Source organism: Azospirillum cavernae, from assembly GCF_003590795.1.
In the GTDB taxonomy this organism is placed as follows: domain Bacteria; phylum Pseudomonadota; class Alphaproteobacteria; order Azospirillales; family Azospirillaceae; genus Azospirillum; species Azospirillum cavernae.
The window spans coordinates 533,965-559,960 of the sequence record NZ_QYUL01000003.1; the positions used below are offsets into that span (position 1 = coordinate 533,965).

At 64.7% G+C, this 25,996-nt stretch carries 28 protein-coding genes; 11 read left to right on the plus strand and 17 right to left on the minus strand.

Annotated elements, in window-relative coordinates:
• Positions 1 to 86 precede the first annotated feature (86 nt).
• The 4 genes from ctrA to D3877_RS22160 all read left to right on the plus strand — a co-directional run bounded on the left by ctrA (position 87) and on the right by D3877_RS22160 (position 1,917).
• On the plus strand, positions 87 to 824 hold the full coding sequence (gene ctrA / locus D3877_RS22145) for a response regulator transcription factor CtrA (protein ID WP_119833162.1): 738 nt from the start codon (positions 87 to 89) through the stop codon (positions 822 to 824).
• Between the two features lie 226 nt (positions 825 to 1,050).
• Positions 1,051 to 1,260 (plus strand): cold-shock protein, encoded by a 210-nt coding sequence (locus tag D3877_RS22150; RefSeq protein ID WP_085552656.1) that lies wholly within the window; start codon positions 1,051 to 1,053, stop codon positions 1,258 to 1,260.
• A gap of 82 nt (positions 1,261 to 1,342) precedes the next feature.
• Entirely contained in the window at positions 1,343 to 1,561 is a 219-nt protein-coding gene (locus D3877_RS22155) for a hypothetical protein (RefSeq protein ID WP_119832932.1), read from the plus strand.
• A gap of 131 nt (positions 1,562 to 1,692) precedes the next feature.
• Positions 1,693 to 1,917: a hypothetical protein gene (locus D3877_RS22160; RefSeq protein ID WP_119832933.1), complete on the plus strand. Its 225-nt coding sequence runs from the start codon at positions 1,693 to 1,695 to the stop codon at positions 1,915 to 1,917.
• 87 nt (positions 1,918 to 2,004) lie between these two features.
• Here D3877_RS22160 and D3877_RS22165 read toward each other — a convergent pair whose 3' ends face one another.
• From D3877_RS22165 to D3877_RS22185, 5 genes are all read right to left on the minus strand, one after another.
• Positions 2,005 to 2,832 carry a CheR family methyltransferase gene (locus D3877_RS22165; protein WP_119832934.1) on the minus strand — a complete coding sequence of 276 codons (828 nt, stop codon included), beginning with the start codon at positions 2,830 to 2,832 and terminating at the stop codon, positions 2,005 to 2,007.
• Entirely contained in the window at positions 2,829 to 3,992 is a 1,164-nt protein-coding gene (locus D3877_RS22170; protein ID WP_119832935.1) for a protein-glutamate methylesterase/protein-glutamine glutaminase, read from the minus strand. Before D3877_RS22170 ends, D3877_RS22165 begins: the two co-directional genes overlap by 4 nt.
• 64 nt (positions 3,993 to 4,056) lie before the next feature.
• A complete protein-coding gene (locus D3877_RS22175) occupies positions 4,057 to 4,422 on the minus strand; it encodes a response regulator (RefSeq protein WP_119832936.1) in 366 nt (121 codons plus the stop codon).
• A 54-nt stretch (positions 4,423 to 4,476) separates the two neighbouring features.
• Entirely contained in the window at positions 4,477 to 4,977 is a 501-nt protein-coding gene (locus tag D3877_RS22180; RefSeq protein WP_119832937.1) for a chemotaxis protein CheW, read from the minus strand.
• Positions 4,974 to 7,766: a hybrid sensor histidine kinase/response regulator gene (locus tag D3877_RS22185; RefSeq protein WP_119832938.1), complete on the minus strand. Its 2,793-nt coding sequence runs from the start codon at positions 7,764 to 7,766 to the stop codon at positions 4,974 to 4,976. Before D3877_RS22185 ends, D3877_RS22180 begins: the two co-directional genes overlap by 4 nt.
• Positions 7,767 to 7,969: 203 nt before the next feature.
• On the opposite strand from D3877_RS22185, the gene D3877_RS30305 reads away from it, so the two are divergent.
• Complete coding sequence (locus D3877_RS30305; RefSeq protein ID WP_199720890.1) at positions 7,970 to 8,143, plus strand: hypothetical protein; 174 nt, start codon at positions 7,970 to 7,972, stop codon at positions 8,141 to 8,143.
• A 15-nt stretch (positions 8,144 to 8,158) separates the two neighbouring features.
• On the opposite strand, the gene D3877_RS22190 is transcribed toward D3877_RS30305, so the two are convergent.
• Positions 8,159 to 8,866 carry a histidine phosphotransferase family protein gene (locus D3877_RS22190; protein ID WP_238475025.1) on the minus strand — a complete coding sequence of 236 codons (708 nt, stop codon included), beginning with the start codon at positions 8,864 to 8,866 and terminating at the stop codon, positions 8,159 to 8,161.
• 112 nt (positions 8,867 to 8,978) lie between these two features.
• On the opposite strand from D3877_RS22190, the gene D3877_RS22195 reads away from it, so the two are divergent.
• The 3 genes from D3877_RS22195 (at position 8,979) to D3877_RS22200 (ending at position 11,299) form a co-directional block, all read left to right on the plus strand.
• Complete coding sequence (locus D3877_RS22195) at positions 8,979 to 9,158, plus strand: DUF3553 domain-containing protein (RefSeq protein WP_119832939.1); 180 nt, start codon at positions 8,979 to 8,981, stop codon at positions 9,156 to 9,158.
• Positions 9,159 to 9,242: 84 nt separating this feature from the next.
• Positions 9,243 to 9,365 carry a hypothetical protein gene (locus tag D3877_RS30900; RefSeq protein ID WP_274379643.1) on the plus strand — a complete coding sequence of 41 codons (123 nt, stop codon included), beginning with the start codon at positions 9,243 to 9,245 and terminating at the stop codon, positions 9,363 to 9,365.
• Positions 9,366 to 9,493: 128 nt separating this feature from the next.
• Positions 9,494 to 11,299 (plus strand): sensor histidine kinase, encoded by a 1,806-nt coding sequence (locus D3877_RS22200; RefSeq protein ID WP_119832940.1) that lies wholly within the window; start codon positions 9,494 to 9,496, stop codon positions 11,297 to 11,299.
• Positions 11,300 to 11,312: 13 nt separating this feature from the next.
• Here the strand turns inward: D3877_RS22200 and D3877_RS22205 are convergent, their stop codons facing one another.
• On the minus strand, positions 11,313 to 12,332 hold the full coding sequence (locus D3877_RS22205; protein ID WP_119832941.1) for an esterase-like activity of phytase family protein: 1,020 nt from the start codon (positions 12,330 to 12,332) through the stop codon (positions 11,313 to 11,315).
• A gap of 39 nt (positions 12,333 to 12,371) precedes the next feature.
• The gene (locus D3877_RS22210; protein ID WP_119832942.1) at positions 12,372 to 12,806 is read right to left on the minus strand and encodes a NifB/NifX family molybdenum-iron cluster-binding protein; all 435 of its coding nucleotides are present in this window, start codon (positions 12,804 to 12,806) and stop codon (positions 12,372 to 12,374) included.
• Positions 12,807 to 13,066: 260 nt separating this feature from the next.
• Here D3877_RS22210 and rpoH point away from each other — a divergent pair, with 260 nt between their 5' ends.
• The 3 genes from rpoH to D3877_RS22225 all read left to right on the plus strand — a co-directional run bounded on the left by rpoH (position 13,067) and on the right by D3877_RS22225 (position 15,649).
• Complete coding sequence (rpoH, locus tag D3877_RS22215) at positions 13,067 to 13,939, plus strand: RNA polymerase sigma factor RpoH (RefSeq protein ID WP_119832943.1); 873 nt, start codon at positions 13,067 to 13,069, stop codon at positions 13,937 to 13,939.
• Between the two features lie 163 nt (positions 13,940 to 14,102).
• On the plus strand, positions 14,103 to 14,759 hold the full coding sequence (locus tag D3877_RS22220; protein WP_119832944.1) for a GntR family transcriptional regulator: 657 nt from the start codon (positions 14,103 to 14,105) through the stop codon (positions 14,757 to 14,759).
• Between the two features lie 41 nt (positions 14,760 to 14,800).
• On the plus strand, positions 14,801 to 15,649 hold the full coding sequence (locus tag D3877_RS22225; RefSeq protein ID WP_119832945.1) for an urea carboxylase-associated family protein: 849 nt from the start codon (positions 14,801 to 14,803) through the stop codon (positions 15,647 to 15,649).
• Between the two features lie 28 nt (positions 15,650 to 15,677).
• Here D3877_RS22225 and D3877_RS22230 read toward each other — a convergent pair whose 3' ends face one another.
• The 9 genes from D3877_RS22230 to D3877_RS22270 all read right to left on the minus strand — a co-directional run bounded on the left by D3877_RS22230 (position 15,678) and on the right by D3877_RS22270 (position 25,911).
• Positions 15,678 to 16,493, minus strand: coding sequence for an IclR family transcriptional regulator (locus D3877_RS22230; RefSeq protein WP_119832946.1), 816 nt, complete (start codon positions 16,491 to 16,493; stop codon positions 15,678 to 15,680).
• 109 nt (positions 16,494 to 16,602) lie between these two features.
• Positions 16,603 to 18,021: a sigma-54 interaction domain-containing protein gene (locus D3877_RS22235; protein WP_238475026.1), complete on the minus strand. Its 1,419-nt coding sequence runs from the start codon at positions 18,019 to 18,021 to the stop codon at positions 16,603 to 16,605.
• 335 nt (positions 18,022 to 18,356) lie between these two features.
• A complete protein-coding gene (locus tag D3877_RS22240) occupies positions 18,357 to 19,139 on the minus strand; it encodes a 3-hydroxybutyrate dehydrogenase (RefSeq protein WP_119833164.1) in 783 nt (260 codons plus the stop codon).
• A gap of 14 nt (positions 19,140 to 19,153) precedes the next feature.
• Complete coding sequence (locus tag D3877_RS22245; protein WP_119832948.1) at positions 19,154 to 20,602, minus strand: methyl-accepting chemotaxis protein; 1,449 nt, start codon at positions 20,600 to 20,602, stop codon at positions 19,154 to 19,156.
• Between the two features lie 382 nt (positions 20,603 to 20,984).
• A complete protein-coding gene (locus D3877_RS22250) occupies positions 20,985 to 21,983 on the minus strand; it encodes a branched-chain amino acid ABC transporter permease (RefSeq protein WP_119832949.1) in 999 nt (332 codons plus the stop codon).
• 3 nt (positions 21,984 to 21,986) lie between these two features.
• Entirely contained in the window at positions 21,987 to 22,874 is an 888-nt protein-coding gene (locus D3877_RS22255; protein ID WP_119833165.1) for a branched-chain amino acid ABC transporter permease, read from the minus strand.
• 164 nt (positions 22,875 to 23,038) lie between these two features.
• On the minus strand, positions 23,039 to 24,241 hold the full coding sequence (locus D3877_RS22260; RefSeq protein WP_119832950.1) for an ABC transporter substrate-binding protein: 1,203 nt from the start codon (positions 24,239 to 24,241) through the stop codon (positions 23,039 to 23,041).
• 187 nt (positions 24,242 to 24,428) lie between these two features.
• The gene (locus D3877_RS22265) at positions 24,429 to 25,151 is read right to left on the minus strand and encodes an ABC transporter ATP-binding protein (protein ID WP_119832951.1); all 723 of its coding nucleotides are present in this window, start codon (positions 25,149 to 25,151) and stop codon (positions 24,429 to 24,431) included.
• The gene (locus D3877_RS22270) at positions 25,144 to 25,911 is read right to left on the minus strand and encodes an ABC transporter ATP-binding protein (protein ID WP_119832952.1); all 768 of its coding nucleotides are present in this window, start codon (positions 25,909 to 25,911) and stop codon (positions 25,144 to 25,146) included. Before D3877_RS22270 ends, D3877_RS22265 begins: the two co-directional genes overlap by 8 nt.
• Positions 25,912 to 25,996 lie beyond the last annotated feature (85 nt).

Genomic DNA, 25,996 nt, shown 5'->3' on the forward strand with positions numbered 1-25,996 from the left:
CGGGGAGACACACCGTTCATGAAGGAGCGGGGGCCGCGCCGAAGTTCGGGTTGCGAAAGCGCACCATCAAACGTCGGGATGTCGCCATGAGGGTTCTGCTGGTTGAGGACGATACCTCCGTCGCCAAAAGCATCGAGTTGATGCTGAACACGGAAGGTTTCATCGTCGATTCCACCGATCTGGGTGAAGACGGGCTGGAGATCGGCAAGCTTTACGACTACGACATCATCATCCTTGATTTGATGCTGCCGGACATCGACGGTTACGAGGTTCTGCGCCGTCTGCGCGCCGCCCGCGTCACCACCCCGATCCTGATTCTGTCCGGCCTGACCGAGATGGACAACAAGATCAAGGGGCTGGGGTTCGGCGCCGACGATTACCTGACCAAGCCCTTTGACAAGCGCGAGTTGATCGCCCGCATCCAGGCCATCGTTCGCCGGTCCAAGGGCCATTCCGACAGCGTGATCCGCACCGGGCGGCTGACCGTCAACCTCGACACCCGCACGGTGGAGGTGGACACCCTGCCGCTGCATCTGACCGGCAAAGAATATGGCATTCTGGAGCTGTTGAGCCTGCGCAAGGGCACGACGCTGACCAAAGAGATGTTTTTGAACCATCTCTATGGCGGAATGGACGAGCCGGAATTGAAAATCATCGACGTGTTCGTATGCAAACTCCGCAAGAAATTGGCCGCCGCCACCCAGGGCGACAATTACATCGAAACCGTGTGGGGACGCGGTTACGTCTTGCGCGATCCGCATGAGGAAATTGTCGAGGGCGCCGTTCCGCCGCCGCCGCGCATCCCGCAACAGGCGGTGGGCTGAAACAGCCCGTTTTTTTTATTTTCGCGGTTTTCCGCGAGAAGCACGATTTCCGCTTGAAGTGGGGGGCAGTTCCCCCCACTTATAGGGTGTCATTCTGCTTCGGACTGCCCGGGCCTGTTTCGCCCTCGATCTCGCTTCGCGAGCTTGCCAGATTGCGGCCAATCCAAAATTCAGTCTGATGCGCCGCATCGGTGATGCGGCGCCACTTGCGTCATGGGAGACAGAGATGCCCGTCGGCACCGTCAAATGGTTCAACAGCACCAAGGGCTTCGGTTTCATTCAGCCGGAAAGCGGCGGCGCGGATGTGTTCGTTCACATCTCCGCCGTTGAGCGCGCCGGCCTCCGCAGCTTGCTGGAAGGCCAAAAGGTTTCCTACGAAGAGCAGCGCGATCCGAAGCGTGGCAAGACGTCGGCGGAAAATCTGAAGGCGGTCTAATCCGTTTTCAGCGATTCCAGAGAAAAGGGCATCGGGCAACCGATGCCCTTTTTCCGTGCTTCCCGAACCGGAGTCTCCGCCCATGGCCTTCAAACCGAACTACAACCAGCAGCGCGCCGAACGCAACCGCGCCAAAGAGCTGAAGAAGCAGGAAAAGCTGCAACGCCGCGAGGAAGATGTGGCCGCCCGCCGCGCCACCGACCAACCCGGTGATGGCGATGCGGCTGACAGCGATGGCGCCGACGATGGCGCTGTCAGCGTGGCTGACGAGGCTGTCGGCGCCAAAACCGACAACGGTTGAGCGGACACGCGTTCCGCATTGAACGATGGCGGAATGCGGTCCAACAGCCCTTGTTTTGTTGAGCGGCAGCACGCTTCGGGACGTTCCGTCTCGATGCGGGCCGCTCCAACGCCTATGTGGAGAGTGCGATCATGGCCCGCAAGAAACCGCCGGTTGACAACGGCTTCATCCTTTTCGACATCCTCTATCAGGATGGCGCCCGCACCTCGAACCGCAAGGTTCCGACGGCGGAAATCGACAGCTACGACAGCGAAGGTTCGATCCGCGCCTTCATCGAAGGGCAGGACCGCAAGATTGCGGAAATGTCCGGCAACCCGCGCGGACCGATCAAGTCGATCACGCGCTCGGATGTCTGATGTTTTTGGCCGGTGATTGGTCCCAATCATCGGCGTTTGTCGGTGGGCATGGCGGCGGTTCTGATCGCCGCCCCGGCCCCCGCCAATTCAGGGGCCTGTGGAGAAACCACCCAGGCTGTACAGGCCGCGCTGACCATCCACCGGCTTGAACTTGTCGGTGATGCCCAACACGGTTTCGGCGCCGCCCAGATAGAGAACCCCATCCTGCGGCATCTGGCGGGCGATGCCCTCCAGAACCTTGCCCTTGGTCGGACCGTCAAAATAAATCAGCACGTTGCGGCAGAACACGATGTCGAACTGCCCCAGCGCCGACAGATCGCCCAGCAAATTCCATTCGCGAAACGAGGCCATCTGCCGCAATTGCGGACTGATCTGCCACTTGTCGCCATTCTGCTTGAAATGCTTCACCAGCATGGTGATCGGCAGGCCGCGCTGTACCTCGAACTGGGTGTAGACGCCCGCCTTGGACCGTTCGACCATTTCCGCTGAAATGTCGGTGCCGACGATCTCCACCCGCCAACCGGCCAGCTTCGCCGCCTCGTCGTTCAGGATCATCGCCAGCGAATAGGCCTCTTGGCCCGAAGAGCAGGCCGCCGACCAGATGCGGATCGACCGCTTGGCCGCCCGCGTCGCCATCAGACGGGGCAAAACCAATTGGCGAAACTGGTCGAATGGCTTCTGATCGCGGAAGAAGGAGGACTCGTTCGTCGTCATCGCTTCGGTGATGTCGCGCAGCAGCGCTTCATCCTTCCGCGTGCGGACGGTGATCGCGAGTTCCTCCAGCCCCTTCATGTTCCATTTGCGCGCCACCGGCATCAGCCGGGATTCGAGCAAATAGGCCTTGTCGCGGGTCAGGACCAAGCCGGAACGCTGCTTGAGCAGCGTGGAGAACATGTCGAAATCTTCGACTCTCATGCTGCCCTCGACGCGAACTTGCGGATGTAGGGACCAATTTCCTTCAGCGGCAGAATGGCCGAGCAGATGCCCGCCTGCGCCACCGCGCCGGGCATGCCCCAAACCACGCTGGACGCCTCGTCCTGGCCAATCAGGGTGCCGCCGCCATTGACGACCTCGGTGCAGCCCTTCAAGCCGTCCTGGCCCATGCCGGTCAGGATGCAGGCCAAAATCTTGCGTCCGCCATAGGCCTTTAGGATCGACCGCATCATCGGATCAACCGCCGGGCGGCAGAAATTCTCGGGCGGATCCTTGGTCAGCGAAATCACATTCGCCCCACCGCGCTGGGCCACCAGCATGTGAAAGTCGCCCGGCGCGATGTAGCAGCGGCCTTGCACGACGGGTTCGCCGTCCTTGGCTTCCTTCGCGTCGATGCCGCACTGGCGGGTGATGTGCTCCGCCAAAATGGTGGTGAAGGTCGCCGGCATGTGCTGGGTGATCAGGATGGGCTGCGTCACCGCGCCCTTCATGTGCGACAGCACTTCAAACAGGGCCTGCGGCCCGCCGGTCGAACTGCCGATGGCGATCACGTCCGGCTTGACTTGCATGCCCATCGGGGCTGGCCGGGTGGTGATCGGCGCCTGTTCGCGTTTGAGCGACAAGGGCACATAGGCGGGCGACAGCGGGCGGATTTCGCCCCGGCTGCGCGATCCGGCGCGTCGCGCCGCCGCGCCCAGCGCCTTGACCTTGGCCACCAGCTCGCGCTTGAAATCCTCGGCCCCGCCGATCTCGCGGGTGGAGGTCGGCTTGGGGATGTAGTCGGCGGCCCCGGCCGACAGGCAGCGGATCGACACGTCGGCGCCGCGCAGGGTCAGCGTCGAGGCCATGATGATCTTGACCTGCGGCGCGACCGCCAACAGCTTTGGAATGGCGGTCAAGCCATCCATCACCGGCATTTCGATGTCGAGAACGATGACGTCGATGGAGTTGCGTTGCAGCGAATTCACCGCCATCTGGCCATCGCCGACCGACGTCACCACCCGAATGTCGGTGTCACCCTCCAGCGCGCGGGTCAGCAGCCCACGAATGACGGCGGAATCATCCACCACCATGACCCGGATCGGATCCGGGTTCGCGGGCTTTGCGCTGGTGAGGGAGCTTCTGCCAAAACTGTCCGACATAACGACCGATCGCCTTTCAACTCAACATCCGAACGAAGAACCGCGTGTCACGCGGACCGACGGATCACAGCAAGCCCACCTGTGCGAACTTGGTCTGGATGATGTCGCTGTCGAAGGGCTTCATGATGTACTCGTTGGCCCCGGCCGACAGCGCTTCCTGGATGTGAGCCAGATCGTTCTCGGTGGTGCAGAAGACAACCTTGGGGAAGTCCCCGCCGCTCATCTTGCGCAGCCGCCGCAGAAACTCGATGCCGTTCATCACCGGCATGTTCCAGTCGAGCAGGATGGCGTCGGGCATCTGCACCGCACAGGTTTCCATCGCCTGCTTGCCGTCCTCCGCCTCGGTGCACGCGAAGTTCAGTTCCTCTAGGATCTTGCGCGCGACCTTGCGGACAACGCGACTGTCGTCGACGACCAAGCAGGATTTCATCTCGATAGCGCCTCAGGAAGCATGACGGGACGTGCGAAGGAGGAGGACGACGGATTAGGCCGTCTCGACCGTCGTGAAGTTGAGCAGACGCGGCACGTCCAACACAACCATCAACTGACCGTTCAGGCGGTAAATTCCTGTGGACACTTCGCGCCAACGCGGATCCAGCGTGGCGGGGTTGCGCTCGAAATCCTCGTTGGTGAGGCTCAACACCTCGCCGACCGAATCGACCATCAGACTGTACAGCTCGCCGCGCAAATCGACGACGATGGACATGCCGGGCTTGTCCTTCGACCGACCGGGCAAACCAAGCCGCAACCGAACGTCGATGGCGGTGACGATGCGGCCACGCAGGTTGAGCGATCCGGCGACCTCGGGCGGAGCCAGCGGGATCCGGGTGATCCGCTGGTTGCCGAGGACGTCTTGCACCTGAAGGACCGGGATGCCGAACATCTGATCGGCGATCGTCATGGTCACATAGTCCTGGTTGCCGGTGGCGACGAGGTCGTCGCCCTTCGACTTGCGGACGGTGGAGGGCAGCTTGGCGTTGCTCATGCGGCACCTTTATGGTCGGTCAGCGTCTGCTGGAGAGCGTAAAGCAGCGCGTCGCGGTCGAACTTGGCGACGTAATCGTTGAAACCGGCGATCCGGCCACGATCAAGATCGCGCGGGCTGGCGTGGCTGGACAATGCCACCATCGGCACACGCTGCCAACGGCTGCCATGGCGCACCGCCTCGGCGAAATCGAAACCATTCATGCCCGGCATCTCGATGTCCGACACGATGACGTCGAAATCTTCGCCCGCTTCGCACAAGGCCAGAGCGTCGTTGGCGTTTTCCACCGCCGTGACGTCGTAACCGGCCACCGACAGCAACGGCGTCAGCAGGTTGCGGAAGAAGGGGCTGTCATCGACCAGCAACACGCGATGGAGCTTCTCCTCCTCGTAACCGTCGTTGGTGCCCGACCCGAACCAATCCTTGTAGGCTTGAGTCAGGAAGAAGCCGGCGTCGATGACCTCGGTCGCCTTGCCCGCGATGATCGCCGACCCCATCAGGCCAGGACGTTCGGCGGCCAACTGGACGTTCAGCTTCTCTTCCACGATGTCGACGATCTCGTCGACGATCAGACCCATCGAGCGGTCGCCGTCGGCGAAGACCAGAACCGGCTGACGGCCTTCCTTGCCCAGCATGAAGTTCGGGTCGATGGGGACCAGGGGCATCAGCTTGCCGCGATACTGGACCATCGGCAGGCCGTTCGACATTTCGACGGTGGCGACATCGACGTCTTCCAGACGGGCGACGAGCGACAGCGGAACCGCCTTGGGGGCGCCATCGCCCGCGCGGAACAGCAGAAGCGCCATCTTGTCTTCCTGACGCTGGGTCTGGACCGCCGTGGTTTCCTTGCCGACCACGTCCGCGACCGCCATTTCGCCCGTCGCCGAGGCGATGCCGTTGGGATCCAGGATCATGATGACCGAGCCGTCACCCAGGATCGTGTTGCCCGAGAACATCTCGATGTGGCGCAGGATCGGGGCGACCGGCTTGACGACGATTTCCTCGGTGTCGAACACGCGGTCGACCATGATGCCGAAGGTGTAGGTGCCGACCTGGGTGACGACGATGAAGGTCTCGTCCTCGGTCTTGGTCGACGCCTCGTTGTCGTCCAGCTTCAGCAACTCCTGCAACGACACCAGCGGCAGCAGGCGGTTGCGCAGGCGCAGGACCGGCGTTCCCTTCAGCCGCTCAATGGTGTGTTCGCTGTCGGTGGCGGCGCGCACCAGCTCGACGACGCTGATCTGCGGAATGGCGAAGCGTTCCGCCGCGCATTCGACGATCAAGGCCGAGACGATGGCCAAGGTCAGCGGGATCTTGATGACGAAGGTCGAGCCACGGCCCTGGAGCGACTTGATTTCGATCGTGCCGCCGATCTTTTCGATGTTGGTCTTCACCACGTCCATGCCGACGCCACGGCCCGACACGTTGGTGACTTTGGCCGCCGTCGAGAAGCCCGGCTTCATGATGAACTGGATGATCTGCTGATCGGTCATCGAGGCCAGCTCGATTTCCGAGGCCATGTTGTTTTGAATGGCCTTCTGCTTGATCTTGTCGATGGCCAGACCCCGACCATCATCTTGAATCTCGATGATGATGTGGCCGCCTTCGTGATAGGCGTTCAGGGTGATCCGACCCGTCTCGATCTTGCCCGACTTGACGCGCTCGGCGGGGATTTCCAGACCATGGTCGGCGCTGTTGCGCACCATGTGGGTCAGCGGATCCTTAATCAGCTCCAGAACCTGACGGTCCAACTCGGTGTCGGCGCCGAGCATCTGGAGGTCGATCTTTTTGTTCAGTTCATGCGCCAGATCGCGGACCAGACGCGGCAGCTTGGCCCAGGCGTTGCCGATGGGCTGCATGCGCGTCTTCATGACGCCCTCTTGCAACTCCGACGTCACATGGTTCAGGCGTTGCAGCGGCGCGGCGAACTCGCTTTCCTTTTGCGAGCGCAGGATCTGGAGGAGCTGGTTGCGGGTCAGCACCAGTTCCGAAACCATGGTCATCAGGTTTTCGAGCAGATCCACGTTGACGCGGATGGTCTGCGCGGCGACCGCCGATTCTTTCGTCGCGTTTTCCGAATTGCCGTCGTTGGCGTGACCAGCCCCACCCGCCGAAGCGACCGGCGTCGCGGCCACCGGCACCTTGGCGGCGGCGACGGGTTCCGGCTCCGGAACGACCAAATCTTGAGAGGGCGCGGGTTCCGGCGTCGGTTCCGGCGCGCGCGGGGCGAGCGCGGTGCTGGCCGGAGCGGCGGGGGCCGGGGGCGGAACCGGCGTCGCCGGGCCTGGGATGGAGTTCCACAGGGCTTCCAGCTCGTCCAGCGTGTTGGGGCGCTCTTCGGCGGCGGCCACGGCGGGCGCGCTTGGCGGCGGCGGCGGAGCGGCGTCAACCACCGGGGCCGGGGCGCCCAACTTGCCTTCGGCGCACAGATTCAACCGCTCGATCAGCGGGATGTCGTCGCCGGGCGGTTCCGCCTCGGTCGCTTCCAGAACCGCCAGCAGGCTCTTGATGGTGTCCAACGCCTGAAGGATCAAAGAGACCGCTTCGGGGTTGATGGTCAGTTCGCCATCACGGAACTTGCCCAGCACGTTTTCCGACGCGTGCGCCACCTTTTCCAGGCGCGGCAGGCCGAGAAAGCCGCAAGTGCCCTTGATGGTGTGAACGAGACGGAAAATGTTGGACAGCAGTTCCGGGTTGTTGGGGTTCTGCTCCAATCGGACCAACTCGACGTCGAGCACCGATAGGTTTTCGTTGGTTTCCGTTAGAAATTCGGAGAGCAGATCATCCATGTCGCATTCCCCAGGCCCAATGTTATGGTCCGCGCCGACCTGCGGCTCGAACAGGCGCTCTGTCGAGCCGCCGATTGCGTTCCAGTCCAGGTGTATGGCCGGAGCGTGGCAAACACTGATTAAGAGAACCTTACCCGCAGTGATAGGGAAATCTCACAACGCCCCGCCGAAAATCGGCGGGGCGGATTGTCACAGGAGGTTCAATGAGGGACGCGGATCTCGCCAAAACCGTGCGCGACGCGGTGGCGACCCTGAACGAAGCCTTGGCGCTGGCGGCTCGCCACAATCTGGCGGTGACATTGCGCACCACGGCGCATCAAACCACGGGTGGCGTCGAGCGGGTTGTCGTCGACTCGCAAATTTTCAAACAATTGTGAAAAATTGCGACAACGTCACCAGTCGGCGCTGAAGATCAGCCGATCGGCGCCCGACGGAGTCGCGGCAAGGCGCAGCCCGGCATCCTCCGCGAAGCGCCCAGTGACATAAGCGTGAACGCTGCGCGGCGTCAGGGTGGCGGTGGGCGCGCCGACCAGCGCGGCGGCCAGTTCGGCGCTCAACCCGCCGGGCCGCCCTGTGGCGGTGACGGTGACGCGGCCCGCCGTCGCGTCGCCCTCCCCGGCCACGGCGATTCGCCCGCCATAGGGCAACGCCTCTTCGGCCAGCACGACCATGTTCAGCAGCAGCTTCGCCACGCCGCGCCGGTCGCCGAGCGCCGGATCGGGGGTGCGCTCGGGCCAATCCAGCGCGCTGCGGCCGCCATCGATCCAGCCCGCCGCCGCGTCGCGCGCGTCGGCAAACCCCCGCTGTTCGCGTCCGGCGGCGCCATAGGCCAAACGGAAAACCCGCAGACGGCGGTCCGCCTGGTTTGAGGAGTGATCGATCAAGGCCACCGCTTCGCCAAGAAAGCCCTGCCCCAACGCCGCGCCGGTCACTGGATCCGCCTCCGCGTCCTCGCGCATTTCCTCGATCAACTCCAACCCGTTGCGGATGGCGCCAACCGGGCTGACCAGATCGTGGCACAGCTTGGAGGCGAGCAATTCAAGGATGCGAACCTCGATGGTGACGGGTGAGGTCATGGAGGTGGTCACGGAGCCAGTCACGAGGGGGGTCTCCACGCGGCAGAGAAGCGGGTTGCTGCCCGTCCATTATACCCTATATCGTCCCTCTTGTAACGTCAGTGGGCGCGAGTGGCGGATGGGAGGGACGACTGTGATGGATGACGGGTTGGTTCCCGGCGCCTGGGTGCGGCATCCGACGCAAGCCGATTGGGGGTTGGGGCAGGTGCAATCGGCGATTCGCAACCGGGTGACGGTGAATTTCGAGCATGCGGGCAAGGTGTTGATCGACGCCGCCGTTGTCGCCTTGACCGTGGTGGATCCGGATGTCGGGTGAACGCCCGCTTCGTCCATGGTCAGCTTCGCCCACCCCCACCCCTGTTTTTCGCCGTTCCGGCGACGCTTGCCGAGGAGTCGTTTGATGAAGGCCATGTTTTTGGGTTTTGCCGCCGCGATCATCGTTGGGGTCGCCGCCGCCGCCGTGCTGACCGGCGCCGACATGTCCAGCGCGACGCGTTTTTCCTCCCTCTCGGTTCGGTTGTAAGAGCGCGCGTCTTCGGGAAATGACGCTTTTAACGCGTCTTTCCTTGAGAGGCTGCACGGTATAGGCTCGTCGGCGTCGGTGGGGGCGCGAAGGCGGGGAAACGCGTGATTTCACGTCTGAAAGGGGGAATGAGCGCGTTTGGGCTGCTGCTGATCCTTGGCTTGAACGCCATGATCGGCGCTGATTTGCTGCGCGAACATGATGATCTGATGGCGCGGGCGCGGGAGGAAACCCAGAGCCTGAGCCTGATCCTGGAACGTCAAGCCACCGACAGCGTGACAGGAGTCGGCAAAGTCTTAGCTGGGGTGGCCGAGGTTTTGGACGTGCGCGCCGACCGTTGGGATCGCGGCGATCCTGACGTGCGCGCGCTGTTGCGTCGCCAAGCGGCCCTGTCGCCGTTGATTCGCGCCCTTCTGGTGATTTCGGCGGATGGTCGCCCAATCCATGACAGCGGCGCTCGGGTGCCCGCCGATCTTGATCTGTCTGATCGCGACTATCTGACGACGCAGCGCGACGGCACGGCGGCGGGGAACTTTCTGGGCGTTCCGGTTCGGGGCCGGGTGTCGGGCAACTGGTTCGTCAGCATGAGCCGACGGCTGGAAACCCCCGACGGGCGGTTCGCCGGGGTGGTTGCGGCGGTGATTGAGCCAGCGGCGTTTCGCGCCTTTTACGAGGCGCTGAAGCTGCGCAACGACGCGGTGGTCACGCTGTATCACGCCAATGGGCCGATGATGGCGCGCTTTCCCGTTCATGACCCCGTCCCTGTTCTGTCGGCTCATCCATCGGCTGACCCAGCGCCGTCGCCCGCCGCCTCGTTGACAGTGGGGCCGCAGGGAGCCGAATTTCTCGCCAATTCCAGCGATGGGCCAAGCCGAATCCTCAGCGTCCGCCGGTCGGTGGAGGTTCCGCTGGTCGTGACCGTGTCGTTGTCCACCGATCAAGTGTTGTCGCCCTGGCGCGGCAAGGTAAAAATCTCCATCGCTGTGGCGGTGTGCGGCAGCGTGATGCTGGGCTTTCTCACCCTGGTTCTGGTGCGCGAGGCCGGGCGGCGGGAAGCCATGCTGGTCGATCTGCAAAGCAGCGAATCCGCCCTGCGCGACAGCCAGCAGCGGTTGATTCAGGACATCGCCGGACGCTACCGGGCCGAGGCGGAGTTGATCGCCGCCAAACAGGCGTCCGACGCCGCCAACCGGGCGAAAACCCAGTTTCTCGCCAACATGAGCCACGAATTGCGGACGCCGCTGAACGCCATCATCGGCTTTGCCGAGGCGCTGGAAACCGGCATCTTTGGCCGCATGACCGGCAAACAGACCGAATATGTCGGCGACATCCGCCGCTCAGGCCAGCATCTGTTGAGTCTCATCAACGACATTCTCGACACCACCAAGGTTGAATCCGGCAAATACGCCCTGCACGAAGAGATCGTGGACATCCGCAATGTGGTGGAGCAGAGCCTGCGGTCGGTGGCGTCTCAGGTCGCGGAAAAATCCATTGATCTTGCGGCGACGGCGGCGACCGATTTGCCGAGCTTGTACGCGGACGAGCGCGCTTTGCGGCAAATTCTGCTGAATCTGCTGTCGAACGCGGTCAAATTCACCCCGGCGAATGGCCGCGTCACGGTGATGGTCGATGCGAGCGAACGCAATCTGCGCATCCGCGTCACCGACACCGGCATCGGCATTCCCCAAGGCGAGCTGATGCTGGTGATGGAGCCGTTCCATCAGGTGGACAACTCGCACACCCGGCGCTACGCCGGAACCGGGCTTGGCCTGCCGCTGGTCAAATCGCTGGTTGAGATGCAGGAGGGACGTTTCCTGCTGACCAGCACGGTTGGACGGGGCACCACGGCGACGATCCTGTTCCCCGCCACCCGCCTGCGCCGCTCCCAGGCGGAGGCATCGCCATCGCCCCGCGTTCCAGAACTGCTGGTTTGAGCGTTTTCCGCCGTTATGGCAGGCTGAACATCACCAGATAGCTGCGCTGGAACGGAAGAAAATTGTCGTCGGACAGGATGTAGATCAAGGTTTCCCCGTTCGGTCCTGGACGGGTGGCGATCCCCTCGAAATTGTCGTTCAGCAGGGGAGATTCCAACCGCGCCAATTCTTCCCCATGGATGTCGGCGCCCGCGCGCAGGGCCGTGGCGGGGATGCGAACGATGCGGGTGGACCAGCCGCCCAGCAGCGACGCCCGCCGTTCCAGCACCACAGCGCCGCCGTCCGGCAGGCCGACGGCGGCGGTCGGGCGGTAGCGCGGCGCGCTGCGGTAGCTCATCGGCAACCAGTCCGCTCGTTGGGTTGGCAGGCCGGGGCTGGCCGTCACCCAGGCGCGGCGGGGTTGGCTGGGGTCGCCGCGCTGGCTGTCTTCCCGGCCTTCCTCGATGGTGAGGAGGCGGCCATCGGCCAGACGGGCCAGGGATTCCAAACCGCCATTGTCGGGGCTGTCCTCTTCCACCGACGGGGGAACCGGCACGGGGGTTGGGACGCCTTTGGGGCCGTTGGGGTTGGCGGCGTAGCGCAACAGACGATGGTCGCGTTCCAACGCGACGACCCAGCCGCCATCCGGCAGGCCCAACAGCTCTTCAGCGTCGGTGCGCCGTTTGACCTTGGTGATTCCTTCTTCCACGGGCAACCGGCGAACACGGATTTGGTCGGCGCCGATCAAGCGCCCGTCGGCGTCATGGTCGAGACGACCGTTGACCACCAATCCGGTGTCGCCGATGGCGACGAACCGCCCGCCATCCGGCGCCACCCACAGGCCGGACAGCCCGCCCGCTTTGCCGATGCCGGTGAGATCCAGCGCGCCCCGAAAGGTCAGCGCGCCAACCCGGTCCGCCAACGGGTGCGATGCGTCAAGCGGGACTTGCCTCGCCATCGAGGGGGGCGCTTGCGGCCCGATGACGGCGGCACAACCCCCAGCCAAGGCCAGAAGCAGCGCGATCACCGCTCCGGTTCGGAAGAATGGCGTCATGCCTCAGTCATGCCACGCGGCGCGGTTGACAGGAAGGGGTTAGGCGTTCGCCCCATCATCCTGGTGGTGGTTGTCGTCCTGGTGGTGGCCATCATGGTGGTGGCCGTCATGGTGGCCATCATGATGTTCGTGCGGGTGGGCGGGGGGCGGGGCGGTCTTGACCGTTCCGGCGAACCAATCGCGGATCGCCTGAACCGGATCGGTTTCCAGCGTCGTCACCGGCTCGATCCCCCGGCGGCGCATGTGCGCGACGAAGCCGGGGCCGGACGCCCCGGTGATGACCACCGACACCGCGTCAATCGGGTGCGGGCGACCGTCGCCGCACAGATGCAGCACCTCGTCCTCGGCCAGTTCGATCCGGGATTCCTCAATCGGATCACAGCCCGCCTCCGCCTCGAACACCAGAAAGCGGCGGGTGCGTCCGCCATGGGTGGCGATGCTGCGGTTGTCTTGGGCGCCTACGGCGATTTTCATGCAACGGATCTTTCCTGTTGGGCCGACGACCCGCCCATCCTGCCCAGCCCGCGCGGCGCCCGCACTGAGGGAGGTCAATCACCGGAACGGGAGGCCCGAAAAGGCCGGGTGTGGCCGCGCCGCCATCACCCCCTTTTGTTCACGTCGCTTGACATTTCTTTCGAAAATCTTAAGATATGACTGCCTGCTCCGTCGGAGAGGCCGGAACCCGCCTACCGGGGGAACCGTTTCCGTCATATCGCTTCGCATGAGGATGTGACATGGGCGCCGCGCTCGCACTCCGCTCGACCGATTCCGGTGAATCGCTGTCGCGCTACATCAACGACACCCACCGCTACCCCGTGCTCGCGCCGGAAGACGAGTTCATGCTCGCCAAGGCCTGGACCGAGCATGGCGACCTGAAGGCCGCGCAACGGCTCGTCACCAGCCATCTGCGTTTGGTCGTGAAGATCGCCGGTGGTTATCGCGGCTATGGCCTGCCGCTGTCCGATCTGATCGCCGAGGGCAATCTCGGCCTGATGACCGCCGTCAAGAAATTCGAGCCGGATCGCGGCTTCCGCCTGTCCACCTACGCCATGTGGTGGATCAAGGCGTCGATCCAGGATTACATCCTGCGGTCCTGGAGCTTGGTCAAGATCGGCACCACCGCCGCGCAGAAGAAGCTGTTTTTCAGCCTGGGCCGCCTGAAGCGCAAGCTGGGCGAGGTCGGCAACGGCGATCTTCAGCCGGAAAACGTCACCCGCATCGCCAATGATCTTGAGGTCGGCGAGCATGAGGTGGTGGCGATGAATCGCCGCCTGTCCTCGCCGGTCGCCTCGCTCAACGCGCCCATCGCGTCGGAAGGCGATTCCGAATGGCAGGATCTGCTGGCCGACGAGCGCCCCTCGGTTGAGGAAACGCTGATCGAGCGCGGCGAGTCCGGTCGCCGCGCCGGGCTTCTCAACGCCGCGCTGGGCGTGCTGAACGAGCGGGAGCGGGACATTCTGGTCAACCGCCGCTTGATCGAGCGGCCCTTGACGCTGGAGGATCTGGCCGTCCGCTACGGCGTCAGCCGCGAGCGCATCCGCCAGATCGAAGAGCGCGCCTTTGAAAAGGTCGCCAAGCAGACCTTGCAGTTGGCGGCGGCGGCGTAAGCCCGCCTCTGTCTCTCAGCGTTTTGCCCCCACCCCGACCCTCCCCCGCTGACGCAGGGGAGGGTGATTTTTTGCGCGGGCGGCGTTGCCGCGCCGGGCCTTGACAGCGCACCCAGGATTGTTCAACAATCATAATTGTTGAACAATCCTTCGCGCGGAGCCGATGCCAGCCCTTCCCCATCCCCCCGCCGTGACCGACCGCGCCGCCGACCGCCTGCGCGCCGCCATCATGGCCGGGGAGTTGAAACCTGGCGAACAGTTGGTCGAGGCGGATTTGGTCGAACGGTTGGGCGTGTCGCGCAACACGCTGCGCGAGGCGTTCCGCCAATTGTGCCGGGAGGGGTTGGCCGAGCATCACCGGCATTGCGGCGTCACCGTGCGCGCCGTCACCGCCGACGACGTGCGGGAGATCTTCACGATCCGCCGGACGCTGGAGCTTCAGGCGGTCGCCGCCGCGCCCGCCATTCTGCCGCCGCCGCGTCTGGCGGCGATGCGCGACTGCGTGACGGCGGCGCAGGACGCGGCGGCGGCGCGCGCGTGGCGAACCGTCGGCACCCACAGCTTGCGCCTGCATGGCGAAATCGTCCGACTGATCGGCAGCCCGCTGCTCGACGGGTTTTTCGCCAGCGTCCTGGCGCAACTGCGCCTCAGCTTCGCCGTCAACCCCGACGAAGCCGCCTTTCAAGCGCCCTGGATCGCCCGCGACGCCGCCATCGTCGAGCGGCTGGCCGTTGGCGACGCGGGCGGCGCGGCGGACGCGCTGCGCCTGTATCTCGACGAATCCGAACAGGGGTTGCTCGCCCGCTTCCCCTCCCGCTGACCGCATCCCGCCACCCCGTCCCCTGGAAGGACCGACCCGCCATGCTCAATTACCCCGCCGCCTATCAGGCCAGCACAGGGTCCGCCCTGGATGTGGACCGGGCTTTTTACCAGCGCGTCGCCGCACAAACGGAGGGGCGCGAGCTGGTCGAAACGCTGACCGTGCCGATCCGGTCGGGGCGGGCCTGGACGGTTCCGGCGGGCCATGTCTTCCGCATCGTCACCATCGACGGGCCGCAGGTCGCCGATCTGAACATCTGGAACCGCCATGACCCGCGCGAACGCATGTGGGCGTCGCGCACCCGGCAGCTTCAGCAGGCCCATGTCAGCACCTATGACCGGATTTGGTCCACCCTTCCCTTCCTGCGCCCGCTGGTGACGATCACGCACGACACGCTGGCTGACTACGGCGTCGACCAGCATGGCGGGCGGGTCCATGATTTGCTCGGCACCCGCTGCGATCCCTACGTCAACCGGATGCTGACGGGGGAGGATTTCCACCATCATTGCCATTCCAACCTGACCCGCGCCGTCGCCCCCTATGGCTTGACCGAATTCGACGTGCACGACGTGCTGAACGTCTTCCAAGTCACCGGCCTGAACGCCGAGGACAAATATTTCATGAAGGCCTGCCCGGCCAAAAAGGGCGATTTCCTGGAGTTCTTCGCCGAAATCGACCTGCTCTGCGCCCTGTCCACCTGCCCCGGCGGCGATCTCAGCGTGCCGCTGTGGGGGCCGGACGCCCGCGACCCGCTGGAGGTCTGCCGTCCGCTGGGGGTGGAGGTCTACAAGATCGACCCGGCCCTGCTGGAGGGCTGGCGCTCGCCGCCGGTCGCCGCCTATCGCGGCAACCATGGCTTGAAATTGGAAACCCCGGATTGGGAGAAATAACCAACGCCCCGGAGCGCCGCCCCCGACGTCACCCGTGGAACAGGGTGGCGTCGATGCGGCGGACCATGGCGATCAGGCGGGGGGCGTAGTCCTCCTCCAACCGTTTGGGATCGACCAGAAAGGCCGGGCCGCCGCAGTTGAAGGCCAACACCTGTGAGCCGTCGCGCGGGACGAAGGGCACGCCGACCGCGTGAACCTCGCTTTTCCACGAGCCGATGGAGCGGCAATAGCCGCGCGTCCGGTAATCCTCGATGGCTTGCAGAATGCCGTCATGGATGGCGGGCCAGCGGTCGCCCTCATGCTCCTCCAACTTGGCCATCAGCGGCGCGCGCTCCACCTCCGGCAAGGCGGCGAGATAGGCGCGGCCCATGCCGGTGGTGGACAGTTTGATGTGAGAGCCGACGTCCAGCGACAGGGTGATCGGCCCGGCCCCCTTGCAGCATTCCAGATAGATCATGCTGACCCGGTCGCGCCCGCCCAACGCCACCGCCAGCCCGGTCTGGTCGGCCAGCTCCTGCATCAGCGGACGGGCCACCTGCCGAACGCCCATGCCCGACAGGCAGGCGTAGCCCAGCGCCAGCACCGACGTGCCCAGCCGGTATTTGCCGGTCGTCGGGTCGTAGGTCAGATAGCCCAGCTTGGACAGGGTGTAGCTCAGCCGCGAGATGGTCGGCTTGGGCAGGCCGGTGCGTTCGGCCAGCTCTTGATTGCCCAGCGCCGATTCGTTGCGACGAAAGGCCCGCAGCAGTTCCAGACCGCGCGCGAGCGCGGTGACGAAGCGGGGATCCTTTTCCTCGTCCACCGCCGGGTCGTCGGCGACCAGAGCCTCGTCCCGTCTGCGCATGGGTTTGTCCTTGATCGTCTGGGGGAATGGCTGCGGCCATCCTCGCAGGGATCGCGGGAAACGTCAAATTTTCGGAACAAAATTCCGCAAAGTGGAATTTGGGGCGGGTTTATTGGGTGGCCCCCAGCCCCAGCGACACCATGCGTTCGTACAGCGAGGCGCGGGAGATGCCCAGCAATTTGGCCGCCCGCGCCTTCACCCCGCCCGCCTCTTCCAGCGCGGCGGCGATGGCGATGCGTTCGGCGGCGTGCAGCACCTCCGACAAGGGGCGCGCGCCAAGCTGCGCCGGGGCGAGCGCGGTGGCCCCCGCCGGATGCTGCATGCCGGGCAGAACGCTGCGGATGTGCGGGGCGGTCAGGATCGGCGCGTCGGTCAGCGCGACCACCCGCTCCAGCGTGTTGTACAGCTCGCGCACGTTGCCCGGCCAATCATACTCGCGCAACACCTGGACGGCGGATTCCAGCAGCTCGCGAGGCGGCGTCCCTTGCTGGATGGACAATTGTTCCAGGATGCGGTCGGCGATGCTTTCGATGTCCTCGGGCCGGTCGCGCAGCGGCGGCAGGGTGATCGGCACCACATTCAACCGATAATAGAGATCGGCGCGGAACTGCTTGTCGCGCACCAGCCCGATCAAGTCGCGGCTGGTCGCGGCGATGATGCGGACGTCCACCCGAATGACCTTGTTGGAGCCGAGCGGCTCGATCTCACGCTCTTGCAGCACGCGCAGCAGCTTGGCCTGGAGCGGTAGGGACATGTCGCCGATTTCGTCCAGAAACAGGGTGCCGCCATTGGCCAACTGGAATTTGCCGTCGCGGTGGCGGCGGTCGGCCCCGGTGTAGGCGCCGGGGGCGACGCCGAAGAATTCGGCCTCCAGCAGCGTTTCGGGGATCGCCGCGACGTTCACCCCGACAAAGGGCCGGTTGGCGCGCGGGCTGGCGTTGTGGATGGCCTGGGCCAGCAATTCCTTGCCGGTGCCGGTTTCGCCCAGCAGCAGGACGGTGGAGTCCATCTGCGCGGCGCGACGGCCCAACCGTTTGATTTCACGAATGGATTCGCTGGATCCCAGAAATTGGGAGAAGCTGTATTTGGCGCGCCGTTCATGCGCCAATTCCTGATGGGCGCGGGCCAACTCCTCTTGCAGCTTTTCGTATTTTTTGACCAAGGGGCGCAGATACTCGGCGCGGTCGAACAGCACGAAACCGATGGCCCCGATCAACGCGCCATCGGCCCCGAACAGCGGCAAGCGGGTGACGACGAAGGAACGGTCGCCGAACTCCATGATGTCCAGCGGCATCGGTTGCCCGGTTTCGATGACGCGGCGCAGCAGGCTGTTCGGAATGATGTCTTCGACCGGCTTGCCGCGCGGGTCGCCGGAAAAACGCAGCAGGGTCTTGTACTTCTCATCCATCCAGGCGATGCGGGCGTTGCGGTCCACGGTGACGGCGCCGACGCACATGCTTTCCAGATGCTCGAACAGGGAATGAACGGCGCGTTGCCGCAACGCTTCAAAATCGACGATGTCGTCCACGCCACCCTCCCAGATCGGACCGATTGTTGCTGTCGCGGCGCCGATGTTCGCTGCATTGCAGCGTATTTTCTCAACAATATCAGGCGTCAACATAGTAACCCATCCATAAGAGCAAAGGGAAGGCGCGCGTCTATGCACGGCGCGCGGGCGCATCCTGCGGGAAAGGGACGCGGATGATCTTCGGCATTTGTCGCGCTTTTTGATTCTTTTGTGACGGTTTGTGATGTCAGCCGCGAAATACAGCCGTTGGAGCTGAGGGGGTGTTGACGCTGACCGACGCCAAGCGTGTGGGGCGCGCGCGGTCGGCCAGCGTCAACAACCGACCGAATCCGTGGTTATTGGGACGTCCATCCTCCGTCCATCGTCACCGCCGATCCGGTCATCCCGTCCGCCGCGTCGGAGCACAGGAACACCGCCAACCCGCCAAGCTGGTCGGGGGTGACGAACGCCTTGGACGGCTGTTTTTCACCAACCAACCGACGCCCGGCCTCCTCCACGCCGATGCCCTGGGACGCGGCGAGCGCGTCGATCTGCTTTTGCACCAGCGGGGTCAACACCCAGCCGGGGCAAATGGCGTTGCAGGTCACGCCGCTTCCCGCCGTCTCCAACGCCACCACCTTGGTCAAGCCGATGACGCCGTGCTTGGCGGCGACGTAGGCGGCCTTGTTGACCGATCCGACCATGCCGTGGACCGACGCGATGTTGATGACGCGACCCCAACCGCGTTCGCGCATGCCGGGCAGGACATGGTGCGTGCCGTGGAACACCGCCGACAGGTTGATGGCGATCACCGCGTCCCAACGGTCGGTCGGGAATTCCTCCACCGGGGCGACGTGCTGGATGCCCGCGTTGTTGACCAAAATGTCGACGCGCCCGAATTCGTCCTGCGCGAATGCGACGAGGTTGCGGATCTCGTCGGGTTTCGACAGGTCGGCCCCGTGATGGACGACGCGGACGCCGAACTCCGTGGCGATGGAGCGGCGCAGCGTTTCGATCTCGTCACGGTCGCCAAAGCCGTTCAGCACCAGATCGGCGCCGACCCCGGCGAGCGCGCGCGCGATCCCCAGCCCGATGCCGCTGGTCGATCCGGTGACGATGGCCGTCTTGCGCGACAACATCATGGCTTCACTCCCTAATGCCTGTTGGTTGGTTGATGATCGGCGGCTTTGCGCGCCGATTCATGGCGGTAGTTCAGGCGCACGGCCCCCCAATGGCGACCGCGCACCAGGATCGGCGTCGACACTTCCTTGATGGTCACGAACTGCCCGCCGCCCATGTCGCGGCGGTAAGTTTGCAGGATGAAGGGCTTCCGGTTGCGCGCCGCCGCCAGCCCGGCGCGGTCGTCGAAGATGCGGCGGTTGCGGCAATGGGCGGCGTTCCACACCGGGTCGGGGCCTTGCGGGTTGGCGTAACGCTGGTTGTGGGTCGGCAGATAGCCGTTGCGGTCCACCGCCACGCAGGACGCCGTGCGCGGGTCGGCGGCGAAGGCCGGTTCCAGAATGTCGGGCAGCGCCCGGTCGGTGAAGTCGGTGAAGCGGGTCTTGAACTGGCGCGGGTTGCTGTTGGCGACCGGGACATACTCCTCGTCGAACAGGTCGGCCTCGCTGATTTCGCCGATGGCCAGACCGGCTTCCAGCCGGGTGGCGAGTTGGATGGCGACCTGCCGCGCCCGGCGCAGGAACGGGCTGTCAACGGTCTCGACGCCCATGTCCACCGTCGCCTCGATCAAGGATTCGCCCAAGCTGAGCAGGGAGGCGACCTGATCGCGCGCGCGCCCGACGTCGGCGCTGGACGACGCGATGTCGCCCGCGATCTGCGCCATGCGGCCTTCCATGTCGCGGCACTGGTCATGGATGGTGGCGGCCTCGCCGTCGATGCGGGTGGATTCCGTCGCCACCATGTCCATCACCTCGGACACCGCCGCGAACACCCCGGCGATGGCGTCGGCGCCGCTGCGGACGGCGGCGGCGCGCTCGGTCCCCGCCGCGCCATGGTCCAGCAGGCGGCGCGCCCGTTCGTCCAGCGTGCGCAGGGTGCCTTCGATCTCCACCGTCGCCTCGGCGGTTTTGCGCGACAGCGCCTTGACCTCGGTGGCGACGACGGCGAAGCCGCGCCCGGCGTCGCCCGCCCGCGCCGCCTCGATGGTGGCGTTCAGCGCCAGCAGGTTGGTTTGCCGGGCGATGGCGTTGATCTCGCGCGCCACCTTGCCGACGCCCTTCATCACCTCGCGCAGTTCGTTCAGTTCGGCGTCGATGGCCCCGACGGTGGAGACCAGCGCGTTGATCGAGCCGATGGCCCCGTCCAGCGTCGCGCGCGACCCGTCAACCCGGCCCCGCGCCGCGTCCACCTCCCCGCAGGTGGCGCGGGCCGATCCGGCGATGCGCTCCCCCGCTTGCGCCATGGCGATGGAGGCGGCGTGCAAATTGCCCAGCGTCGCCGCCCCGCGATCCATGCGCGCGCTGATGTCCTCGATCCGCCCGGAGATCTCGGCGATGTCCACCGACATGCCACCCGCCGCGTCGGCGATCCGGTCGAGATGTCGGTCGTGAAGGGATGAGGCGATGACGCTGGAGCCGTCCATGGTGATGATAACCTCCCTTGTCGCGCTGGTTGGGCCGCGCTGGTTGAAGCCTCAGGCGTTTCGCCGGAGACCCGTCGGCCCGGAATTGCGTGGTGTTTTCGCTAACTTGCGCAAATCGCGTGCCAGCCGGACAAGGCGTTGTGAAAAAACAGCAACACACGGAAATGATTGGACATGATGATTGTGGGATCGGGCGTCCTTTGTTGTCTCTGTCCGCAATTCTGGACGCAGCGTCACAGCGCTGGACAGACGTCGGCGTCGCATTGGCAAAGGAAAAAACGAATGAACTCTTGAAACAACGCGCGCGGGGAAAAAGAAGGGGGCCGTCAGGCCCCCTTGGGGAAGGTCTCGTTTCAGGAAAACACGCCGCCAACTGTCCGGGTCAGCGCGCCCCCGGCAACCGGGCGAGGATTTCGCCGACGATGCCGCGCCGGAACAGCAGCACGCAGACGACGAAGATGGCGCCGATGACCACCGGAACCGGCAGGCTGGTCGCCGCCAGATAGCTTTCCAGCGTCACCACCAACCCGGCCCCGACCACCGGGCCGAACAGGGTGCCCATGCCGCCCAGCAGGGTCATCAACACCACCTCGCCCGACATCTGCCATTGCACGTCGGTCAGCGAGGCCAGTTGGAAGACCAGCGCCTTGGTTCCGCCCGCCAACCCGGCCAGCGACGCCGACAGGACGAAGGCGACCAGCTTGTAACGGTCGGTGCGGTAGCCCAGCGAAATGGCGCGCGGCTCATTCTCGCGGATCGCCTTCAACACCTGGCCGAAGGGCGAATGCACCGTGCGCCAAATCAGCGCGAAGCCGACGACGAAGATCGCCAGCACCGCGTAATACATGGTCAAGGGTTGCGTCAGGTCGAAGATTCCGAACAGAACGCCGCGCGGCACGCCCTGGATGCCGTCCTCGCCGCCGGTGAACTTCATTTGCAGGGCCATGAAGAAGACCATCTGCGACAGCGCCAGCGTGATCATCGCGAAATAGATGCCCTGGCGGCGGATGGCGATGACCCCGAAGATCAAGCCGAGAAAGGCCCCGGCGAGAACGCCCAGCAGCAAGCCCGCCTCCGGCGGCAGGCCCCAGACCTTGACCGAATGGGCGGTGACGTAGGCCGCGCCGCCGAAAAACGCGGCGTGGCCGAAGCTGAGCAGACCGGCGAAGCCGATCAACAGGTTGAAGGCGCAGGCGAACAGCGCGAAACACAGCACCTTCATGACAAAGACGGGGTAGAGCGCGAAGGGCGCGGCCCCGGCCACCGCCAGCCCGACGGCGAACAGCAGGGCGGTGCGGGCGGTTCCGGCGTCCGGCCCCCGCAGGGCCACCGTGGCGGTTTTGGGGGCGGCTTGGTTGGTGGTTTGGCTTGCGGCGGTCATGGATCAACGCTCCCGTCCGAAAAGGCCCGCAGGCTTGATGAGAAGAACGATCGCCATCACGACGAACACGACGATGTTGGACGCCTCGGGGTAAAAGACCTTGGTCAAGCCTTCCATCAGCCCCAGCCCCAGGCCGGTGAGGATCGCGCCCAGGATCGACCCCATGCCGCCGATGACGACCACAGCGAAGACGATGATGATGAGGTTGGATCCCATCAGCGGCGACACCTGATAGATCGGCGCGGCCAGCACCCCGGCCAGCCCGGCCAACGCCACGCCAAAGGCGTAGGTCGCCGACACCATCACCGGCACGTTGATGCCAAAGGCCTGGACCAGAACCGGGTTTTCGGTGGCGGCGCGCAAATAGGCCCCCAACCGCGTCCGCTCGATGGCGAACCAGGTGCCGAAGCAGACGATCAACGAGGACACGACGACCCAGCCGCGATAATTCGGCAGGAACATGAAGCCCAGATTCTGCCCGCCCTTCAGCAGGTCGGGAATCGGGTAGGGCTGGCCCGACACGCCGTAAAAATGCCGGAACGCCCCTTCAAAAATCAGCGCCAGACCAAAGGTCAGCAGCAGCCCATAGAGATGGTCGAGCTTGTAGAGCCGCGACAGCATCGTCTTTTCCAAAACGACGCCGATCAACCCGACCGCCGTCGGCGCCAGAAACAGCGCCCACCAATAGCCCAAGCCCAGATAATTCAGCAGCAGCCACGCCACAAAGGCGCCGACCATGTAAAGCGCGCCATGAGCGAAGTTGATGACGTTGAGCATCCCGAAAATCACCGCCAGCCCCAGGCTGAGCAGCGCGTAAAACGAGCCGTTGATGAGGCCCAGCAAAAGCTGGCCAAACAGCGCTTGGGGCGGCACCCCCAACAGATCGAACATGGCCATCCCTCCCCGAATGTCGCGCGTGGTGGTTTCTTGATTGATTGGCGCGCGCTGCCCCCTCCCCATCCCTCCCCCGCTTGACAGCGAGAGAGGGGGTTGGTCGTTCCCTCTCCCGCCAGCGGCGGGGAAGGGTTAGGGAGGGGGCAACCGCAATTCTGGCGTCACTTCACCAGCGGGCAGCCGCTCAGCGCCGGATCCAGGAAGGCGGTTTCCGCCGGGATGGTCTTCACGACGTCGTAATAATCCCACGGACCCTTGGACTCGCCGGGCTTCTTGACGCGGACCAGATACATGTCGTGGAACATGCGGCCATTCGCGGCGACCTTGCCCTTTTTGGCGAACATGTCCTCAACCGGCAGTTCGCGCATCTTGGCGGCGACCTTGTCGGAATCGTCGGTCTTCGCGGCTTCCACCGCCTTCAGGTAATGCTTGACCGCCGAATAGACGCCCGCCTGCACCATGGTCGGCTTCTTGCCCGCCTTGGCCTCGAACTTCTTCGACCAGTCGCGGGTCTGGTCGTCGAGGTTCCAATAGAAGCCTTCGGTGAACATCAGGCCTTGCGCCGCCGACAAGCCCAACGCGTGGACGTCGGTGATGAACAGCAGCAGCCCGGCCAGGCTCTGGCCGCTCTGGGTGATGCCGAATTCGGCGGCCTGCTTGACCGCGTTGGTGGCGTCGCCGCCCGCGTTGGCGAAGCCGATGACGTCGGCCTTCGACGCCTGGGCCTGCAACAGGAAGGACGAGAAATCCGACGACCCCAGCGGATGGCGAACCGTGCCGACCACCTTGCCGCCCAGCTTGTTGACCATCTTGGTGGTCTCTTCCTCCAGCGACTGGCCAAAGGCGTAATCGGCGGTCACAAAGTACCAGCTCTTCTTGCCCTGCTCGAACAGCGCGCGGCCCGTCCCGGCGGCCATCGCGTAATTGTCGTAGGTCCAGTGGAAGCCGTAGGGGCTGCATTGCGCGCCGGTCAGCGCCGTGGCGCCGGGGCCGGACATCAGGAAGATGCGCTTCTTCTCCTTGGTTATGCCCTGCACCGCCAGGGCGGCGGCGGAGTTCGGCACGTCGGCGATGACGTCGACGTTGCCGGTGTCCACCCATTCGCGCGCCTTGCTGGCGGCGATGTCGGCCTTGTTCTGGTGGTCGGCGACGACGATTTCGATGGGCGCCCCGGCGACCTTGCCGCCGAACTCCTCCGCCGCCATCCGCGCGGCGATGGCCGAGCCTTCGCCGGCGAGGTCGGCGTAGATGCCCGAACGGTCGTTCAGCACGCCGATGCGGACGACGTCGTTCGACACCTGGGCTTGCGCCGCGCCGCTGGCGAGCGTGAGCAGGGCGGTTCCGGCAAGAAGAAGGCTGCGCATGACTGTCTCTCTCCCTCGGGGATTTTGGTTGGATTTTGGTTGGGTTTGGTCGTGTTCGTTCGTTCGCGCGGTTGGATCCGCGCGTGGTTTTGACGACAGGATGTGTGGCAAGCCGCCGGGGTTCGCCGTTCCTCCGCAATCGGGAGGAACGGCGTCGCCGCAGTCGCTTTGGGTCAAAAACGGGGTGTCAGACGCCGAGATAGGTGTGGAGCTTGTCCATGTTGGCGTCGAGCTGGTCGTTCGGGATCATGTCCACGACATGCCCCTCTTCCATCACATAGTGACGGTCGGCGATGGTGGCGGCGAAGCGGAAATTCTGCTCCACCAGGACGATGGTGAAACCGCGCGCCTTCAACGCGCGGACGGCGACGCCGATCTGTTCGATGATGACCGGGGCCAGCCCCTCCGTCGGTTCGTCCAGCAAAATCAGGTTGGCGCCGGTGCGCAGGATGCGGGCGATGGCCAACATCTGCTGTTCGCCGCCCGACAAACGGGTGCCTTGCGTCGTGCCGCGCCCTTTCAAATTGGGGAACAGGTCGTAAATCTGCTCCACCGTCATGCCGCCCTCCTTGATGACCGGCGGCAGGGTCAGGTTTTCATCGACGCTGAGGCTGGAGAAGATGCCGCGCTCTTCCGGGACGTAACCGATGCCCAGACGCGGGATCTTGTGCTGGGCCATGCCGATCAGCTCGGTCCCCTGGAAGCGGATGGAGCCGGTGCGCCGCCCGATGATGCCCATGATCGAGCGCATGGTGGACGTCTTGCCCGCCCCGTTGCGGCCCAGCAGGGTTACGACCTCGCCCTGGCGAACCTCCAGGCTGACGCCGTGCAGGACATGGCTTTCGCCGTAGAAGCCGTGCAGATCGTTGATCTCCAGCATGGCGGTCTTGATGATCGAACCGTCAGGCATGCCCTGCTCCCCCACCCGTGCCCATATAGGCTTCCATGACCTGGGCGTTGCGCGATACGACGTCGTATGGACCTTCGGCGAGGATTTCGCCGCGCCGCAGGACGGTGATGGTGTCCGACAGATGGGCGACGACCGACAGATTGTGCTCCACCATCAACACCGTGCGGCTGGCGGCCACCCGTTTGATGAGCGCGGCGGTGCCCTCGATGTCCTCATGCCCCATGCCGGCCAGCGGCTCGTCCAGCAGCATCACTTCGGGATCGAGCGCCAGGGTGGTGGCGATTTCCAGCGCGCGCTTGCGGCCATAGGGCAGCTCGGCGGCCAGATGATAGGCCCACGGCGTCAGATTGACGTCCTCGATCAGCTCCAGCGCCCGCTGGTGCAGCTCGTGCAGGGTCGATTCCGATTTCCAGAAGTGAAAGCTGGTGCCGAGCGGGCGTTGCAGGGCGACGCGGACATTTTCCAGCACGCTCAGATGCGGGAAGACCGCCGAGATCTGAAAGGAGCGCACCAGCCCCATCAGCGCGATGTCCGCCGGTTTGGCGCGGGTGATGTCCTTGCCCTTGTAGAGAATTTGCCCACGGGTCGGCGTCAGGAACTTGGTGAGCAGGTTGAACACCGTGCTCTTGCCCGCTCCGTTCGGCCCGATCAACGCGTGGATGGTGCCCCGGCGAACCTGGAGGTTCACCTCTTTCACCGCGACGAAGCCCTTGAACTCTTTCGTCAGGCCGCGCGCTTCCAGGATGATGTCGTCGGTCATCGGCTGTGCAATCCCCTCCCCTGTCGTCCTCGTGGTTCCCGGCCGCTTCCCGGTGGGACGTTTGCCGATGTTGGTAAGCATGAAG

Excerpts from the sequence above, each read along its gene's own strand:
- D3877_RS22270 (WP_119832952.1), bottom strand. The coding sequence starts at position 25,911 with ATGACCGACGACATCATCCTGGAAGCGCGCGGCCTGACGAAAGAGTTC.
- D3877_RS22170 (WP_119832935.1), bottom strand. The coding sequence starts at position 3,992 with ATGTCGGACAGTTTTGGCAGAAGCTCCCTCACCAGCGCAAAGCCCGCG.
- D3877_RS22230 (WP_119832946.1), bottom strand. The coding sequence starts at position 16,493 with ATGCGCAGACGGGACGAGGCTCTGGTCGCCGACGACCCGGCGGTGGAC.
- D3877_RS22155 (WP_119832932.1), top strand. The coding sequence starts at position 1,343 with ATGGCCTTCAAACCGAACTACAACCAGCAGCGCGCCGAACGCAACCGC.
- D3877_RS22205 (WP_119832941.1), bottom strand. The coding sequence starts at position 12,332 with ATGACGCCATTCTTCCGAACCGGAGCGGTGATCGCGCTGCTTCTGGCC.
- D3877_RS22265 (WP_119832951.1), bottom strand. The coding sequence starts at position 25,151 with ATGCCTGACGGTTCGATCATCAAGACCGCCATGCTGGAGATCAACGAT.
- D3877_RS22240 (WP_119833164.1), bottom strand. The coding sequence starts at position 19,139 with ATGTTGTCGCGCAAGACGGCCATCGTCACCGGATCGACCAGCGGCATC.
- D3877_RS22210 (WP_119832942.1), bottom strand. The coding sequence starts at position 12,806 with ATGAAAATCGCCGTAGGCGCCCAAGACAACCGCAGCATCGCCACCCAT.
- D3877_RS22150 (WP_085552656.1), top strand. The coding sequence starts at position 1,051 with ATGCCCGTCGGCACCGTCAAATGGTTCAACAGCACCAAGGGCTTCGGT.
- D3877_RS22200 (WP_119832940.1), top strand. The coding sequence starts at position 9,494 with ATGAGCGCGTTTGGGCTGCTGCTGATCCTTGGCTTGAACGCCATGATC.
- D3877_RS22160 (WP_119832933.1), top strand. The coding sequence starts at position 1,693 with ATGGCCCGCAAGAAACCGCCGGTTGACAACGGCTTCATCCTTTTCGAC.
- D3877_RS22175 (WP_119832936.1), bottom strand. The coding sequence starts at position 4,422 with ATGAAATCCTGCTTGGTCGTCGACGACAGTCGCGTTGTCCGCAAGGTC.
- D3877_RS22185 (WP_119832938.1), bottom strand. The coding sequence starts at position 7,766 with ATGGATGATCTGCTCTCCGAATTTCTAACGGAAACCAACGAAAACCTA.
- D3877_RS22245 (WP_119832948.1), bottom strand. The coding sequence starts at position 20,602 with ATGGACGGCTCCAGCGTCATCGCCTCATCCCTTCACGACCGACATCTC.
- ctrA (WP_119833162.1), top strand. The coding sequence starts at position 87 with ATGAGGGTTCTGCTGGTTGAGGACGATACCTCCGTCGCCAAAAGCATC.
- D3877_RS22250 (WP_119832949.1), bottom strand. The coding sequence starts at position 21,983 with ATGACCGCCGCAAGCCAAACCACCAACCAAGCCGCCCCCAAAACCGCC.
- D3877_RS22260 (WP_119832950.1), bottom strand. The coding sequence starts at position 24,241 with ATGCGCAGCCTTCTTCTTGCCGGAACCGCCCTGCTCACGCTCGCCAGC.
- D3877_RS30900 (WP_274379643.1), top strand. The coding sequence starts at position 9,243 with ATGAAGGCCATGTTTTTGGGTTTTGCCGCCGCGATCATCGTTGGGGTC.
- D3877_RS22165 (WP_119832934.1), bottom strand. The coding sequence starts at position 2,832 with ATGAGAGTCGAAGATTTCGACATGTTCTCCACGCTGCTCAAGCAGCGT.
- D3877_RS22225 (WP_119832945.1), top strand. The coding sequence starts at position 14,801 with ATGCTCAATTACCCCGCCGCCTATCAGGCCAGCACAGGGTCCGCCCTG.
- D3877_RS22220 (WP_119832944.1), top strand. The coding sequence starts at position 14,103 with ATGCCAGCCCTTCCCCATCCCCCCGCCGTGACCGACCGCGCCGCCGAC.
- D3877_RS22195 (WP_119832939.1), top strand. The coding sequence starts at position 8,979 with ATGGATGACGGGTTGGTTCCCGGCGCCTGGGTGCGGCATCCGACGCAA.
- D3877_RS30305 (WP_199720890.1), top strand. The coding sequence starts at position 7,970 with ATGAGGGACGCGGATCTCGCCAAAACCGTGCGCGACGCGGTGGCGACC.
- rpoH (WP_119832943.1), top strand. The coding sequence starts at position 13,067 with ATGGGCGCCGCGCTCGCACTCCGCTCGACCGATTCCGGTGAATCGCTG.
- D3877_RS22180 (WP_119832937.1), bottom strand. The coding sequence starts at position 4,977 with ATGAGCAACGCCAAGCTGCCCTCCACCGTCCGCAAGTCGAAGGGCGAC.
- D3877_RS22255 (WP_119833165.1), bottom strand. The coding sequence starts at position 22,874 with ATGTTCGATCTGTTGGGGGTGCCGCCCCAAGCGCTGTTTGGCCAGCTT.